The organism is Terrabacter terrigena (assembly GCF_042676085.1).
GTDB lineage: Bacteria > Actinomycetota > Actinomycetes > Actinomycetales > Dermatophilaceae > Terrabacter > Terrabacter terrigena.
Window position 1 is genome coordinate 1 of sequence record NZ_JBHTKH010000006.1, and the last position, 15116, is coordinate 15116.

13 protein-coding genes and 1 rRNA gene are annotated in these 15116 nt (G+C 73.5%); all 14 read left to right on the forward strand.

The window, feature by feature from the left end; genetic code table 11:
- Positions 1-76 (forward strand): 5S ribosomal RNA (gene rrf / locus ACFQ2V_RS21260); the annotation flags it as partial.
- 119 nt (positions 77-195) lie between these two features.
- Positions 196-1518, forward strand: a complete 1323-nt coding sequence (locus tag ACFQ2V_RS10535) for a tetratricopeptide repeat protein (protein ID WP_386052647.1) — start codon at positions 196-198, stop codon at positions 1516-1518.
- A 117-nt stretch (positions 1519-1635) separates the two neighbouring features.
- On the forward strand, positions 1636-2673 hold the full coding sequence (locus ACFQ2V_RS10540) for an HAD-IIA family hydrolase (protein ID WP_386052648.1): 1038 nt from the start codon (positions 1636-1638) through the stop codon (positions 2671-2673).
- Between the two features lie 103 nt (positions 2674-2776).
- Positions 2777-3067 (forward strand): hypothetical protein, encoded by a 291-nt coding sequence (locus tag ACFQ2V_RS10545; protein WP_386052649.1) that lies wholly within the window; start codon positions 2777-2779, stop codon positions 3065-3067.
- Complete coding sequence (locus ACFQ2V_RS10550) at positions 3064-3867, forward strand: TlyA family RNA methyltransferase (protein ID WP_386052650.1); 804 nt, start codon at positions 3064-3066, stop codon at positions 3865-3867. The genes ACFQ2V_RS10545 and ACFQ2V_RS10550 overlap by 4 nt, the downstream gene beginning before the upstream one ends.
- Complete coding sequence (locus tag ACFQ2V_RS10555) at positions 3864-4811, forward strand: NAD kinase (RefSeq protein WP_386052651.1); 948 nt, start codon at positions 3864-3866, stop codon at positions 4809-4811. Before ACFQ2V_RS10550 ends, ACFQ2V_RS10555 begins: the two co-directional genes overlap by 4 nt.
- 9 nt (positions 4812-4820) lie before the next feature.
- Positions 4821-6695 (forward strand): DNA repair protein RecN, encoded by a 1875-nt coding sequence (gene recN / locus ACFQ2V_RS10560; RefSeq protein WP_386052652.1) that lies wholly within the window; start codon positions 4821-4823, stop codon positions 6693-6695.
- A 45-nt stretch (positions 6696-6740) separates the two neighbouring features.
- Positions 6741-7922 (forward strand): putative cytokinetic ring protein SteA, encoded by a 1182-nt coding sequence (gene steA / locus ACFQ2V_RS10565; protein ID WP_386052653.1) that lies wholly within the window; start codon positions 6741-6743, stop codon positions 7920-7922.
- Positions 7919-8863: a copper transporter gene (locus ACFQ2V_RS10570; RefSeq protein WP_386052654.1), complete on the forward strand. Its 945-nt coding sequence runs from the start codon at positions 7919-7921 to the stop codon at positions 8861-8863. Before steA ends, ACFQ2V_RS10570 begins: the two co-directional genes overlap by 4 nt.
- Positions 8860-9744 (forward strand): hypothetical protein, encoded by an 885-nt coding sequence (locus tag ACFQ2V_RS10575; protein WP_386052655.1) that lies wholly within the window; start codon positions 8860-8862, stop codon positions 9742-9744. Before ACFQ2V_RS10570 ends, ACFQ2V_RS10575 begins: the two co-directional genes overlap by 4 nt.
- A complete protein-coding gene (gene murJ, locus ACFQ2V_RS10580) occupies positions 9741-11471 on the forward strand; it encodes a murein biosynthesis integral membrane protein MurJ (protein ID WP_386052656.1) in 1731 nt (576 codons plus the stop codon). The genes ACFQ2V_RS10575 and murJ overlap by 4 nt, the downstream gene beginning before the upstream one ends.
- A complete protein-coding gene (locus tag ACFQ2V_RS10585; RefSeq protein ID WP_386052657.1) occupies positions 11468-12619 on the forward strand; it encodes a glycosyltransferase family 4 protein in 1152 nt (383 codons plus the stop codon). Before murJ ends, ACFQ2V_RS10585 begins: the two co-directional genes overlap by 4 nt.
- Before the next feature lie 16 nt (positions 12620-12635).
- Positions 12636-14399 (forward strand): CTP synthase, encoded by a 1764-nt coding sequence (locus ACFQ2V_RS10590; RefSeq protein WP_386052658.1) that lies wholly within the window; start codon positions 12636-12638, stop codon positions 14397-14399.
- 15 nt (positions 14400-14414) lie between these two features.
- Entirely contained in the window at positions 14415-15107 is a 693-nt protein-coding gene (locus tag ACFQ2V_RS10595; RefSeq protein WP_386052659.1) for an NUDIX domain-containing protein, read from the forward strand.
- Positions 15108-15116 lie beyond the last annotated feature (9 nt).

Sequence of the window (15116 nt, forward strand, 5' to 3'; positions counted from 1 at the left end):
GAACCCGGAAGCTAAGCCCTTCAGCGCCGATGGTACTGCACTGGTGACGGTGTGGGAGAGTAGGACGCAGCCGGACACACTTTGTCAGAGCGCCCCAGACGGAACTTCATTGATCCGACTGGGGCGCTCTTTCTTTTTGTGCCCGAGGACCGAAGAGGTGGCGCCGACCGCGGTCGGCGCGGAAGGATGCTGATCATGAGTGACCAGGACGGCAACGAGAGCCGCAGCGAGCGCCACGACCGCCGCGACGGTCAGCGAGGCCCTGCGCGCGGCCAAGGGGCCGGCCGGGGCTCGGGAGCTCCCAGGTCAGGTGCCCCGCGTCGTGACGACCGGGGGAGCTATCGCTCCGACGATCGCCGTACCGGTGGCGACCGGGGCGGCTACCGCTCCGATGACCGTCGTACCGGTGGCGACCGAGGCGGCTACCGCTCCGATGACCGTCGTACCGGTGGCGACCGCGGCGGCTACCGCTCCGATGACCGTCGCTCGAGTGGCGACCGCGGCGGCTACCGCTCCGATGACCGTCGCTCGAGTGGCGACCGCGGCGGCTACCGCTCTGACGACCGCCGTACCGGTGGCGACCGAGGCGGGTACCGCTCTGACGACCGCCGTACCGGTGGCGACCGAGGCGGGTACCGCTCTGACGACCGCCGTACCGGTGGCGGTCGTGACGACCGTGGATCCCGTCGTCCTGACGACAGGCCGCGTCGGGATGACCGACCCCGTGGCGGTGCCGGTCGACCGCAGGACGAGGAGCGCCGCGGCGGTCCGCGCCTGACGCCGAAGTCCCCGCGCAAGCCGGAGCCGGCCATCCGTGAGGGCGTCACCGGCCACGAGGTCGACCGCGGCGTCAAGAACCAGCTGCGCACCCTGTCGAAGGAGAACGCGGAGGGCGTCGCCCAGCACCTGGTCATGGTGGCCGAGCTGCTCGACGTCGAGCCCGAAGCGGCTCTGGCCCACGCCGAGACCGCTGTGCGTCGTGCCGGTCGCGTGCCGGCCGCTCGCGAGGCGCTGGGACTCGTGGCCTATCGCCTCGGCGACTGGGCCCGGGCGCTGGGGGAGTTCCGCACGGTGCGTCGCCTCTCCGGTTCCAGCCACCTGCTGCCGCTCATGGTCGACTGCGAGCGCGCAATGGGTCGTCACACCAAGGCGCTCGAGCTCGCCCAGTCCGAGGAGGCCAACAACCTCGCCATCGACGACCGGGTGGAGCTGGCCATCGTCGTCTCCGGCATCCGACGTGACCTCGGTCAGCTGGACGCCGCTGCGGCGGCCCTCAGCGACCTCGTGAAGCGGATCAACCCGAACCGACCGTCGGCCGCGAGGCTCTTCTACGCCTACGCCGACGCCAAGCTCGCAGCGGGCGACGCCGAAGCCGCTCGCGACTGGTTCGCCCGTGCGGCCGAGGCCGACCACGAGCTGACGACCGACGCGGCGGAGCGCCTCGAGGAGCTCGACGGGGTCGACGTGACAGACCTCCTCGGCGACGAGGACGACGACGACGAAGAGCCGCGCAGGTGACGTCGATGTGAACGAGATCAGGCCCGACCCTTCCGGCCGGGCCTGACTCGTCTCGCAGTCGTGAGACCTCTCGTGACCTCGCCCGTGATCGGCCATAGGGTCGACGCAGGAGGTCGCATGGCGGACGACGCAGGGAAGACCGCGCTCATCGCGGCATACGACGGGGTCGTCTGTGACCTCGACGGCGTCGTCTACCGCGGCGCCGACCCCGTTCCCGAGGCTCCGAAAGCGTTGCAGGACTTGCGAGCTCGCGGAGTCAAGATCATCTACGCGACGAACAACGCATCGCGGGTCGTGGCAGAGGTCGCCGAGCACCTCGCCGGCCTCGGAGCGCCTGCGACGTCCGCCGACGTCGTGTCCAGCGCGGAGGCGGGGGCGGCTCAGCTGGCGCGGGCACTGCCTGCCGGCGCGCGGGTGCTCGCCCTCGGAGGTGAAGGGGTCGTGGAAGCCCTGGCCCGTGCCGGACTGGAGGCCGTGCGTCCGTCCGAGGCCGAGGACGCCCCGTCCGGCTCGGTCGCGGCCGTGCTCCAGGGCTACGGCAAGGACCTGCGGGTCCGCGACTTCGACACCGCGGCCCGGCTGCTCGGGACGCAGCTGCCCTGGGTGGCCAGCAACGACGACGCGACCCTGCCGCTGCCGTGGGGGCAGTCACCGGGCAACGGAGCGTATGTCGACCTGCTCGTCGCCTCCCTGGGGCGCCGACCGCAGGTCGTCGGCAAACCACACCCGCCCCTCTACCGGCTCGCACTCGACCACCTCGGCACCGAGGCGTCGCGCACCCTCGCGATCGGCGACCGTCTGGCGACCGACATCGACGGTGCTGCCGCCGCCGGCCTCGACTCGGCCTGGGTGCTCACAGGCGTCGACCTGCCATCAGACCTGATGGCGACGCACGCGGCTCCGACCTTCGTGATCGGCACCCTCTCGGAGCTGTTCCAGCCGTATGCCGCCCCGGTCGAGCACGCGGGCACCTGGCAGTGCGGCACGGCGAGTGCCCGCTTCGTCGACGGCGAGCTGCGGCTTCGGGTCGACGGCGCGAGCGCCGTCGAGGTCGTGCGGGCCGGGACCGCCGCCCTGCTGGGGGAGCGAGAGCGTGGCCGGCCCCGTGACGAGCTCGTGCGCGCGGCTGCAGCGACGCTCGACGGCCTGCATTGAGTCGCGGCGCACGCAGGAGGCGGCCCTGCTCGACTCGCAGGTGCGGCCGACCGGGTAGCGTGAGCGGACGCAGGAATCGGTACGAACCGGCACGGAGGAACCCATGTTTGGCGACACTGACGCCAGTCGCGACGAGCACGGACACGATGAGGCCGTCGGACCGAGGGGTTTCGTCGACGACCTGGACGACGAGGCCCAGCAGGAGAGCCACGGGGGCACGGGGGCGGAGGACGCACCCGTCCCGGTGCCGCCGGTCACGGGCGACGCAGCCGTCGACGAGGCCATGATGCAGCTCGCTCGTTCGCAGGCCGGGTCGTTCGCGGAGCGCATCGAGTCGGGCGAGCACGCCCACCGCAGTCTGCAGAGCCGCCTCGGCGGCCTCGGTGGGGCGTGACGGGGCGCCGACTCGACGTCGAGCTCGTCGCCCGTGGCCTCGCCAGGTCCCGCACCCAGGCTCGTGAGCTCGTGGCCGCCGGCGTCGTCCTCGTCGACGGCAGGCCCGCCACGAAAGCCGCCCAGCACGTCGACGACGGCTCGGCGCTTGAGCTGACCCGCGAGCCGGACCGGTGGGTCGGGCGCGCCGCCCTCAAGCTGCTGCACGCCGTGCAGCAGTGGCCCATCGAGGTTGCCGGGCGTCGGTGCCTCGACGTCGGTGCCAGCACGGGGGGCTTCACGCAGGTGCTGCTCGAGCACGGGGCCGCCCACGTGACGGCCCTCGACGTGGGTCACGGCCAGCTCGTCACCTCGATCGCCGCGAACGACCGCGTCCGCGACCTGCCGGGGACCAACATCCGCGACGTCGACGCCGAGGCTCTCGGCGGGCAGTACGACCTGGTCGTCTCCGACCTCAGCTTCATCTCGCTCGCGATCGCGCTGCCGGCCATGCGTCCCCTCGTCACCGACGCCGGCGACCTCGTCGTGCTGGTCAAACCGCAGTTCGAGGTCGGGCGCGAGCGCCTGAGCCGCACGGGCGTCGTCACGTCACGCCACGAGCACCGCAGGGTGCTGCGCGACGTCGCCGGGGTGGCGGCCGAGCAGGGGCTCCACCTCCACGGCGCCGCCGCCAGCCCGATCACCGGGGGTGACGGCAACCGCGAGTTCCTCTTCTGGCTCGCTCCGCGACCGGTCCCCGGCGCGTCCCCGACGTCGACGGATGACATGCTGGAGGCCATCGACCTGGAGGGAGACTCGTGACGCGCCGGATCCTGCTCGTGGCACACCCGCGCCGTCCCGAGGCGCTCTCGGTCGCCAAGGACGTCGTCCAGAGGCTGACGCAGCTCGGCATCGACGTGTCGCTCCAGGCGGACGAGGCGAAGGCGCTCGACCTCAAGGACAGCGCCCGAGTGCACATCGCGTCGGCCGAGGAACAGGTCGCCGAGGGGTGTGACCTCGTGGTCGTGCTGGGCGGCGACGGCACCATCCTGCGGGGGGCCGAGTTCGCCCGCAGCGTCGACGTGCCGCTCCTCGGCGTCAACCTCGGTCACGTCGGCTTCCTCGCCGAGGCCGAGCGCGACCGTCTCGACGCCACGGTCGAGCACATCGCCAACAACGACTACGCCGTCGAGGAGCGCATGACGCTCCACGTCGACGCCAAGCTGCACGGCGAGCTCATCGCCAGCAGCTGGGCCCTCAACGAGGTGAGCGTCGAGAAGGCTGCACGCGAACGCATGCTCGACGTCACGGTCGAGGTCGACGGGCGCCCGCTGTCGAGCTGGGGCTGCGACGGAGTGATCGTGTCGACCCCGACGGGCTCGACGGCATACGCCTTCTCGGCCGGCGGACCTGTCGTCTGGCCGCAGGTGCAGGCGATGCTCCTGGTGCCCAGCGCGGCCCACGCCCTCTTCGCCCGACCGCTCGTGCTCGGTCCCGACACCCACCTCGCCGTCGAGATCAAGGCGGCCACCGAGGGTTCCGGTGTCATGTGGTGCGACGGGCGGCGGCACGTCGACCTGCCGCCCGGCGCGCGCATCGAGGTGCGCCGCGGTGCCCGCCCGGTCCGTCTGGCCCGGCTCACGAGCGCGCCGTTCACCGACCGGCTCGTCGCGAAGTTCACCCTTTCGGTCGAGGGCTGGCGCGGCAACGGCGACACGACGCCTCCGGTGGACGGCGTCGGCGGCGGTGAGGGTGCCCGGCCCTAAGGTGGTCCCGTGTTCAGCCAGATGAGGATCCGTGGCGTCGGCGTCATCGACGACGCCGTCCTCGAGCTGAGCCCTGGGCTCAACGTGCTCACCGGCGAGACCGGCGCCGGCAAGACCATGGTCGTCTCCGGGCTCGGGCTGCTCCTGGGCGAGCGCGCCGACTCCGGCCTCGTCCGCACCGGGTCCGACTCCGCGCTCGTCGAGGGCGTCGTCCAGCTCCCGCTCGACCACCCGGCCCTGGCTCGCGCCGACGAGGCCGGCGCCGACCACGACGAGGGGGAGCTCGTCATCGCGCGCACCATCGCCGCGGCAGGCCGGTCGCGGGCGCACGTCGGTGGACGCACCGCGCCCGTGTCGGTCCTGGCCGACCTCGGGCAGCTCCTCGTCGCCGTCCACGGGCAGGCCGACCAGTGGCGCCTCAAGCAGGGCGACGCGCACCGGGAGGTTCTCGACGACTTCGGGGGGGCCGAGGTCGCCGCCCTCCGCGACCGGGTGGCCGAGCTCTACGACCGCTGGCGCGAGGCCGCCCGCGAGCACGACCGCCTCGTCTCCGAGGCCCGCGACCGCGCCCGCGAGATCGACTCGCTCACCGCCTCGCTCGAGGAGATCGAGTCCGTCGACCCGCAGCCCGGTGAGGACGTGGCCCTGCGGGCCGAGGATGCCCGGCTCGCCCACGCCGACACACTGCGCCTGGCAGCCGCGCAGGCCCTCGCCGACCTCAGCGGCGACGAGTATGCCGCCGAGCCGGCACCCAACGTGCGTGACCTCATCGGGTCGGCCCGTGGGGCCCTGGCCCCGGCCACGACGCACGACGACGCGCTGGCCGGGCTCGACGCCCGGCTGCACGAGGTGGGCACCCTCGTGACCGACCTGTCCGCCGACCTCACCGCATACCTCGACGACGTCGAGCTCGACCCCGAGCGGCTGGGTTTCGTCCAGGAGCGCCGGGCGGCGCTCGGGGTGCTCACCCGCAAGTACGGCGAAAGCGTCGACGAGGTGCTCGAGTGGTCAGGGCGCGGCGCGGCGCGGCTCGACGAGCTCGTCACGGCCGACGACCGCGTCGAGCGGCTCGGGGACGAGGTCGCCGGCCTCCAGGATGCTGTCGTCACGGCGGCCCTCGCGCTGTCCGAGGCGCGGCGCGCGGCCGGCGCGGACTTCGGGGGCAGGGTCTCCGAGGAGCTCGCGCACCTGGCCATGGGCAAGGCGGTGGTCCACGTCGACGTGCGACGCCGCACCGACCCCGAGGGCGTCGCCCTCCCCGACGGCGCGCGAGTGCGGCTGTCCCGGCACGGCATCGACGACGTCGATATCCTCCTCGCCGCGAACCCCGGCGCGGCACCGCGCAGCGTGGCCAAGGCGGCATCAGGCGGCGAGCTCTCGCGCGTCATGCTGGCCCTCGAGGTCGTGGGCTCGCGCAGCGCCGCCCTCGACGGTGCCAGCGGTCCGCCGACGTTCGTCTTCGACGAGGTCGACGCCGGCGTGGGCGGCCGCGCAGCCCTCGACGTCGGGGCGCGGTTGGCCGCCCTGGCGCAGCACGCACAGGTCATCGTCGTCACCCACCTCGCCCAGGTCGCGGCGTTCGCCGACCGGCACCTCGTCGTGCACAAGGCCGACGACGGGCGCGTCACCTCGAGCAGCGTGTCGGTCGTCGACGGCGACGCGCGGCTGCGAGAGCTGTCACGCATGATGGGCGGCGACCCCGACTCCGAGGCCGGACTCGCGCACGCCAGCGACCTGCTCGGGCAGACGGGAGAGGCTCGGACGTCCGCCGTCGGGTCGTCCTCGGGTTCGTCGACGAGGTCTTCGTCGCGCAGGTCGCGCACACCGTCGGGTACGTCGGCCGGCAAGGCGCGCACGGCGGCGCGCAGCGGCACACCGGCCTGACCGCCTCGGGCGCCCGCCACCCGACGTGGCACGATTGAGCGCATCATGGCCCTCCCCATCCGCCGCCGCCCCGGCGCCCGCGACACCGGTCCCGGCGTCTCGGGGCCCGCGCGCGTCGACCGTCGCACCAAGCGGCTCACCAAGCGGCTGCAGCAGGGCGACATCGCCGTCATCGACCACGCCGATCTCGACAAGGTCAGCGCCGACGCCCTGGTCTCGATCCGCCCGGCCGCCGTTGTCAACGCGAGTGCCTCCATCACGGGTCGCTACCCCAACCTGGGGCCCCAGATCCTCGTCGAGGCCGGCATCCCCGTGCTCGACGCGGCCGGCCCGGAGGTCATGGAGATCACCGACGGCGAACCGCTTCGGCTCGACGGCTCCGACCTGTGGTCCGGCGAGAACAAGGTCGCGTCCGGTGCCGTGCTCGACGCTCCTGCGGTGCAGGCCCAGATGCACGACGCCCGTGCCGGGCTCGCGGTGCAGATCGAGGCTTTCGCGACGAACACGATGGAGTTCATCCGCAAGGAACGCGACCTGCTGCTCGACGGGATCGGGGTCCCGCCCATCACCACCGACCTCGACGGCCGGCACTGCCTCATCGTCGTGCGCGGCTACCACTACCGCGAGGACCTCGAGGCCCTGAAGCCCTACATCCGCGAGTACCGCCCCGTGCTCATCGGTGTCGACGGCGGCGCCGACGCCATCCTCGAGTCGGGGCAACGTCCCGACCTCATCGTCGGCGACATGGACTCCGTCTCCGACAAGGCGCTGCGCTGCGGCGCCGAGATCGTCGTCCACGCCTACCGTGACGGCCGGGCGCCCGGGCTGGCCCGGGTCGAGGCGCTCGGGATCAGTCCCGTGGTCTTCCCCGCCGCAGGCACGAGCGAGGACGTCGCGATGCTGCTGGCCGACGACTCCGGGGCCGAGCTCATCGTGGCCGTGGGCACCCATGTCACCCTCGTCGAGTTCCTCGACAAGGGCCGCGACGGACAGGCCTCGACCTTCCTCACGCGCCTGCGCGTGGGCGGCAAGCTCGTCGACGCCAAGGGAGTCAGCCAGCTCTACCGGGCGCGCATCCCGGGCCGTCTGCTCGTGACCATGCTGCTCGTCGGCATGCTGGCCTTCTTCGCCGCCCTCGCGTCCACACCGGCCGGGCAAGCCTGGCTGCAGGTCCTCGCCGCCCGCTGGGACGACCTCTGGACCGCCATCGTTGGGATCTTCGCGTGATCGACTTCCGCTACCACCTCGTCTCGATCATCTCGGTGTTCCTCGCGCTCGCCGTGGGCATCGTCCTCGGGGCGGGCCCGTTGCAGGCCAACCTCGGCGACCAGCTGGGCGACCAGGTCGCCGCGCTCCGCACCGAGAAGCAGGCCCTCAACGACAAGCTGACCACGAGCGAGAAGCTCGTCGACGCCTCCGACGAGTTCGCCACGGCCGTCCAGCCCCGGGTCGTCGCCGAGCGCCTCACCGGTCACCGCGTCGTCGTCGTGGTCATGCCCTCGGCCGACGGCACCATGGTGACGAACATCGAGGACGTCGTCCGCCAGAGCGGCGCCGCCCTCACCGGCACCCTGTCCGTCGGCCCTGACTGGTTCGATGCCGGCCGGGCAGCCGAGCGCGACCAGGCCGGGCGAGCCGGCGCCACCGCGCTGGGGCTCGACTCGACCGCGACCGGCGACGGACTCGTGCTCCACGTGCTCGCGGCGTTGGCCGTCTCCAAGACCCCCACGGGTGCGACGCCCGCCCGCGCGGCAGCCCTCAAGGCGCTCGTCGACGCCGGCCTGCTCGACTCGTCCGTGGCCGACCTCCCCAGCGCCGACGTCGCCATCGTCGTGTCGGGCGACTTCGCCGGCGAGGACTCGGTGGTCGCGGCCCGGTCCGACGCCGTCCGGTCGCTCGTCGAGTCCTTCGCGGGGTCGTCCCGAGCCACCGTGGTCGCGGGCGGCAGCACCGTCGCCGCCGCCGGCCAACCCGTCACGTCGAACGCCGTCCGGGCGGTGCGGGAGAACTCCCAGACGGCCAACGTCGCTGCCACCGTCGACCACGCGCGGTCTGGCGACGGTCCCGCCGCCGTCGTGCTGGCGGTCGAGGACGTCCTCGACCAGCGGATAGGCCACTACGGCGTCGACGCGGGTGCGACGGCCACGGTCCCGAGAGTGCTCCCGTGACCTCGCGGCGCCGTCGCGCCGGTTCCGTCGCCCCCTCCGTCGCCTCCTCCGTCGCCTCCTCCGTCGCTTCGCTGATGGGCTCGGCCCTGACGTCGTGGGCGCTGTTGCGGCTCGGGCGCCGGCTCCCTCCGGCAGCCGCCCAACCGTGGCAGCGCACCAACCACGCCGGCCGCTCGGTCACCCTGCTCGAGGGCCCGGCCTGGGTCGGAGGTGCCGTCGTCGGCGCGCTGGCCGGCGCAGCCCTCGCGCCGGCGACCGAGGCCCGGCGCACCGTGGGCAGCACCGCGGTCGTGGCCCTCGCCGCCGGAGGTCTCGGCGCCCTCGACGACCTCTCCGGTGGCGCCGCGGACAAGGGTCTCAGGGGCCACCTCGGGGCGCTCTCCCGCGGTCAGGTGACCACTGGCGCGGTCAAGATCGTGGGCCTCGCCGCCGCCGGCCTCGCCGGTGCCGCCATGGTCGACGCCCGACGGCCGGTTCCCAGCGGACCCCTCGCCACGCTCGTCGGCGGCGCCCTCGTCGCAGGTGCCGCGAACGCCGTCAACCTCTTCGACCTGCGTCCAGGCCGGGCGCTCAAGGTGACCGGGCTCGCCGCCCTCCCGCTCCTCGGCAGGCTTCCCGGAGCAGTCGCGCTCGGGTCGTCGGTCGGCGTCGTCCGCGACGACCTCGAGGCGCGCTCGATGCTCGGCGACACCGGCGCCAACGCGGCGGGCGCGCTCGTCGGTCTGGCTGTGGTGGAACGCACCGGTCTGCCGGGCCGGGCTGTCGTGCTCGCGGGCCTGACCGCCCTGACGCTCGCCTCGGAGCGCGTCAGCTTCACGCGCGTCATCGACGGCAACCCGTTGCTGCGCCGGCTCGACCAGTGGGGCCGGGGGAGCCGGTGACCGACGAGGCCGCGACGCGCACGGGCCCCCCGCGCGGAGGGCTCCTGGCCGCCGCCGGCACCATCGCCGTCATCACGCTCCTCGCGCGCATCGTCGGCTTCGGCCGGTGGTTCGCGTTCTCGCACTCGGTCGGCGCCACGTGCGTGGGCAGCGTCTACCAGTCGGTCAACGCCGTGCCCAACGTGCTGTTCGAGATCGCCGCCGGCGGGGTGCTCGCTGCCGTCGTCGTCCCGCTCGTCGCTGGCGCGCTCGCGCGCGACGACCGCGCCCATGCGGACGAGACGGCCTCGGCGCTGCTCACCTGGGCCGTCGTCGTGCTCGTGCCACTGGGCGCCGTCGTGGCCCTCGCCGCCCGTCCGGTCGCGACCGCCCTGCTCGGCACGGGCTGCTCGGGCGAGGCAGACCTCGGGGCCGAGCTGCTGCGGGTGTTCGCCGTCCAGATCCCGCTCTACGGGGTCGCGATCGTGCTGGCCGGCGTGCTCCAGTCGCACCGACAGTTCGTCGGCGCCGCCCTGGCGCCCCTGCTCTCCAGCCTCGTCGTCATCGCCGCCTACCTCGCGTACCGTGCGCTCGTGCCTGACCCGGCTGCCGCGATCGGCGACGTGCCGCAACGAGCGACGGTCGTGCTGGGGGTGGGCACCACACTCGGTGTCGTCGCGCTCGCCCTCCCACTCGTCGCGCCCGTGCGTCGTGCCGGCATCCGGCTCCGTCCACGGCTGCGCTTTCCCGACGGCGTGGCACGGCGGGTGCGATCCCTGGCCCTGGCGGGCCTGCTGGCGGTCGCGGGCCAACAGCTCGCCACCCTCGTCGTGATCCGCCTCGCCAACGACCGGGGCGGCTCGGGCACGCTCAACGTGTACACCTATGCGCAGGCGGTGACCCTGCTGCCGTATGCCGTCCTGGCCGTCCCCCTCGCCACCGCGGCGTTCCCGTCGCTGGCCGGCGCCCTCGCCGCCAGTGAACAGGCGGGCGGACAGACCGGCGTACAGACCGGCGTACAGACCGGCGTACGGGCCTGCGTCGTGGGCGACCCGGCAGCGACGTTGCGCCGGGCGTGGCTCGCCACCGTCGTCGTGTCGCTGTTCGGCGTGGCCGCGCTCGTCGCGGTCGCCGTGCCGGTCGGCGCCTTCTTCAGCGCGCTGGACGCCGGGTCGACGTCGGACGCCTCGCTCGAGACGCTTTCCGCGATGGGCGACGCGGTGAGCGCCTTCGCGCCGTCGGTGCTGGCTCTCGGCGTCATCGGTCTGCTCACACGCGCGTCGTACGTTCGCGGTCGTGCCGTCGTCGCCGGAGGGTTGGCGGCCCTGGGCTGGCTCGCCACCGTCGTCGTGCCGCTGCTCGTGCTCGACCCCGAGGGCGCCGGCGGCCCGGCGACCCTCCGCGCCCTGGCCGCGGGGTCGAGCGCGGGCCTCGCGCTCGGCGCGGTGCTGCTCGTCGGACTCGTCGCCCGCAGCTGGGGCTGGTCGTCGCTGCGGCTTCCGCGGCGGCCGCTCACCGCTGCGCTGGCCGGCTCGCTCGTGGCCGCGGTCGGTGGCCGGGTCGTGAGCTCGTGGCTGTCCGTCCGGGGGGTCGGGCACACGCTGGGTTCGAGCCTCGCGGTCGGTGCCGGTGTCGCGCTGCTGGCCCTTGCCGTCATGGTCGGGGTGGCCCTGGCCGTCGACCCGGGCCTCGTGCAGCGCGTGCGTCGCTCACGCACCGGCGCGGTCCCGCATGAGGCCGCCTCGTGAGGGTGCTCATGGTCGTCGGCCGTGCCGCGGGCGGCGTCGGCGCGCACCTCGACGGGCTCGTCACCGGTCTGCGGGCCGAGGGTCACGACGTCGAGGTGGCGACCGCGGACTCGACCGCCGAGGTGTTCGGCTGGGACGACGCCCACCTGCTCTGGCCGGTCCACGCAGGCGCGCGTTCCCCACGCGGACTCGTCGACTGGCACCGCATCATGCGGCTCGCCGGAACCGTCGACCTCGTCCACGCACACGGTCACCAGGCCGCGGTAGTGGCAGCGGTCGCCGTGGCCCGCGCGCGTCCGCGTCCGCGGCTGGTGGTCTCGCTCCACAACGACCTGCCGCCGGCCACCGGCAGCGTCCGCTCCCGGGTGCCGGTGGAGGTGGGGCGCCGGGCCGTCGGCTGGGCCCTGCGCCGAGCAGACCTCGTCACGGGCGCGAGCGACGACCTCGTCGTGCTCGCCGAGTCGCTGGGGGCACGCCGGACAGAGCTCGCGAACGTCCCCTCGACCAGCGTCGCCGGGCTGCTCCACGCCGATCGCCTTCCGCCCGGCGAGCGGGCGCGCCTGCTCACCGGTGCCGGCGTGCCGCCTGACCGCCCCGTCGTGCTCACCGTCTCCCGCATCGCCCCGCAGAAGGACCTCACCACCCTGGTCGCCGCCGCCGGGTCGTCCCGGGCCGCCGCCTCGTGGGTCGTCGTCGGTGACGGCGACGCGCGGCTGCTGACGCGCCTCGAGGAGGAGGCACACGGCATACGCGAGCAGGGCCCGGCCGAGGGGGCTGCGACCCGCGCGGGTGTCCACTTCGTCGGCGCGCGCGACGACGTCCCGGGCTGGCTGCGCCTGGCGGACGTGTTCGTCCTCACGAGCCGCTGGGAGGCCCGTGCGCTGGTCGTGCAGGAGGCGATGGCCGCAGGCGTGCCCGTCGTGGCCACCCGTACCGGGGGCCTGCCCGACCTCGTCGGCGACACCGGCGTGCTCGTTCCCGTGGGGGACCCGGACGCCGTCGCCGCTGCCGTGGACCGGCTGCTCGCGGACCCCGCCGCGCGGGCGCGCCTGGGCACGGAAGGGCGCTCCCGCGCGGCCGCGTGGGCCTCACCGGAGGACGAGGCGCGCCGTTGGACGGAGCGGTACGTCGACACCCTCTCGGGATGACGTAGACTTAAAGCCCGTGGTGGAAACGACGAAGCACATCTTTGTGACCGGGGGCGTGGCCTCCTCGCTCGGCAAGGGCCTGACGGCCTCAAGCCTCGGACGACTTCTCAGATCGCGTGGCCTCAGGGTCACGATGCAGAAGCTCGACCCTTACATCAACGTGGACCCCGGAACGATGAACCCGTTCCAGCACGGCGAGGTCTTCGTGACCGACGACGGCGCGGAGACCGACCTCGACATCGGGCACTATGAGCGGTTCCTCGACGTCAACCTCGTCGGCGCCGCGAACGTGACGACCGGCCAGGTCTACAACAACGTCATCGCCAAGGAGCGCCGGGGTGAGTACCTCGGCGACACCGTGCAGGTGATCCCGCACATCACCAACGAGATCGTCGCCCGCATGCGGGCGCTCGCGACGGGCGGTCCCGACGCGCCCGACGTCATCATCACCGAGATCGGCGGCACGGTCGGCGACATCGAGTCGCTGCCCTTCCTCGAGGCCGCGCGCCAGGTGCGCCACCTCATCGGTCGCGACAACAGCTTCTTCCTCCACGTCTCGCTCGTGCCGTACCTCGCGCCGAGCGGCGAGCTGAAGACCAAGCCGACCCAGCACTCGGTCGCCGCCCTGCGCCAGGTGGGTGTGCAGCCCGACGGGCTCGTGCTCCGCGCCGACCGCGAGATCCCGGAGCCGATCAAGCGCAAGATCTCGCTCATGTGCGACGTCGACGTGACGGCGGTCGCCGCGGCCGTCGACGCCCCGAGCATCTACGACATCCCGAAGGTGCTGCACCGCGAGGGCCTCGACGCGTACGTCATCCGCCGGCTCGGGCTCAACTTCCGTGACGTCGACTGGACCGAGTGGGACCAGCTGCTCGAGCGGGTCCACGACCCCGAGCACGACGTCGAGATCGCCCTCGTCGGCAAGTACATCGACCTGCCGGACGCGTACCTGTCCGTCACCGAGGCGCTGCGCGCGGGTGGTTTCCACCACGACGCAAAGGTCAACATCCGCTGGGTCGCGAGCGACGAGTGCCAGACCGAGTCCGGCGCACAGCGCGCGTTGGGCGGCGTCGACGCCGTGCTCGTGCCGGGCGGGTTCGGCGTGCGCGGCATCGAGGGCAAGCTCGGGGCCCTGCGCTGGGCCCGCGAGAAGCAGGTGCCCACGCTCGGCATCTGCCTGGGCCTGCAGTGCATGGTCATCGAGTACGCCCGCACGATGCTCGGCAACGAGGGCGCGAGCTCGACGGAGTTCGACCCCGGCACCGCGCACCCCGTCATCGCCACCATGGAGGAGCAGAAGGCCTTCGTCGAGGGCGCCGGCGACCTCGGCGGCACCATGCGCCTCGGCCTCTACCCGGCTGCGCTCAAGGAGGGCAGCGTCATCCGTGAGGCCTACGGCCAGGCCGAGGTCAAGGAGCGCCACCGCCACCGCTACGAGGTGAACAACGCCTACCGCGCCGACCTCGAGGAGGCGGGGCTCGTCTTCTCCGGCACCTCGCCCGACGGCACCCTCGTCGAGTTCGTCGAGCTGGCCCGCGACGTGCACCCCTACTACGTGTCGACGCAGGCGCACCCGGAGTTCCTTTCGCGCCCCAACCGTGCGCACCCGCTCTTCGCCGGACTCGTCGGCGCGGCCCTCGAGCGTCAGCGCAGCCAGCGCCTCGTCGAGGTCGAGCGGCACCGCGGCTCCGAGCACGGCGACTCGGCTGACGCCGGCGACCACGGCAGCCAGCTCGACGAGCTCGCGTGGGTCTCCGCCGGCTCGACCGAAACCGACTGAGGCCGGGGGAGGGGCTTGAGTCTCAGCGCGCCGATCGGCACCGGCGCCGACATCGTCGAGGAGTGGGCTGCCGAGCCCGTCCTCGAGTCGTCGACCCCCTTCGAGGGGATCATCTTCGACGTCGTGCGCGAGCGCGTCGACCTCGGCGCCGGCGGTGTCGTCACCCGTGACTTCGTGACGCACCCCGGCGCGGTGGCGATCCTCGCCCTGCGCGAGGTGGAGGGCGTCGACCACGTGCTGCTCATCCGGCAGTACCGTCACGCGAGTGGCGGCCACGTGTGGGAGCTGCCGGCCGGCCTGCTCGACGTCGACGGCGAGCCGCCGCGCGAGGCGGCCGCGCGTGAGCTGGCCGAGGAGGTCGACCTCATCGCCGACGAGTGGCACGTGCTCGCCGACGACGTCACGTCACCCGGGGCCTTTCCCGAGACCGTACGCATCTTCCTCGCCCGCGGTCTCCGTGACGTCCCCGAGGCGGAGGCCCACCAGCGCACGGCAGAGGAGCTGTCGCTGCGACCGCTGTGGGTGCCGCTCGACGATGCCGTCGACGCCGCCCTGACCGGGCGGATCAGCAACTCCGCCACGCTCGTCGGGCTGCTCAGCGCCGGGCTGTCGCGCACCCGCGGCTGGTCGACGCTGCGGCCCCACGACGCGCCGTGGCCGGCGCGCGACGCCCAGTCGGCGCCGTCGCCGTCGTCGAACCGACCGTGAGCGCCTCGT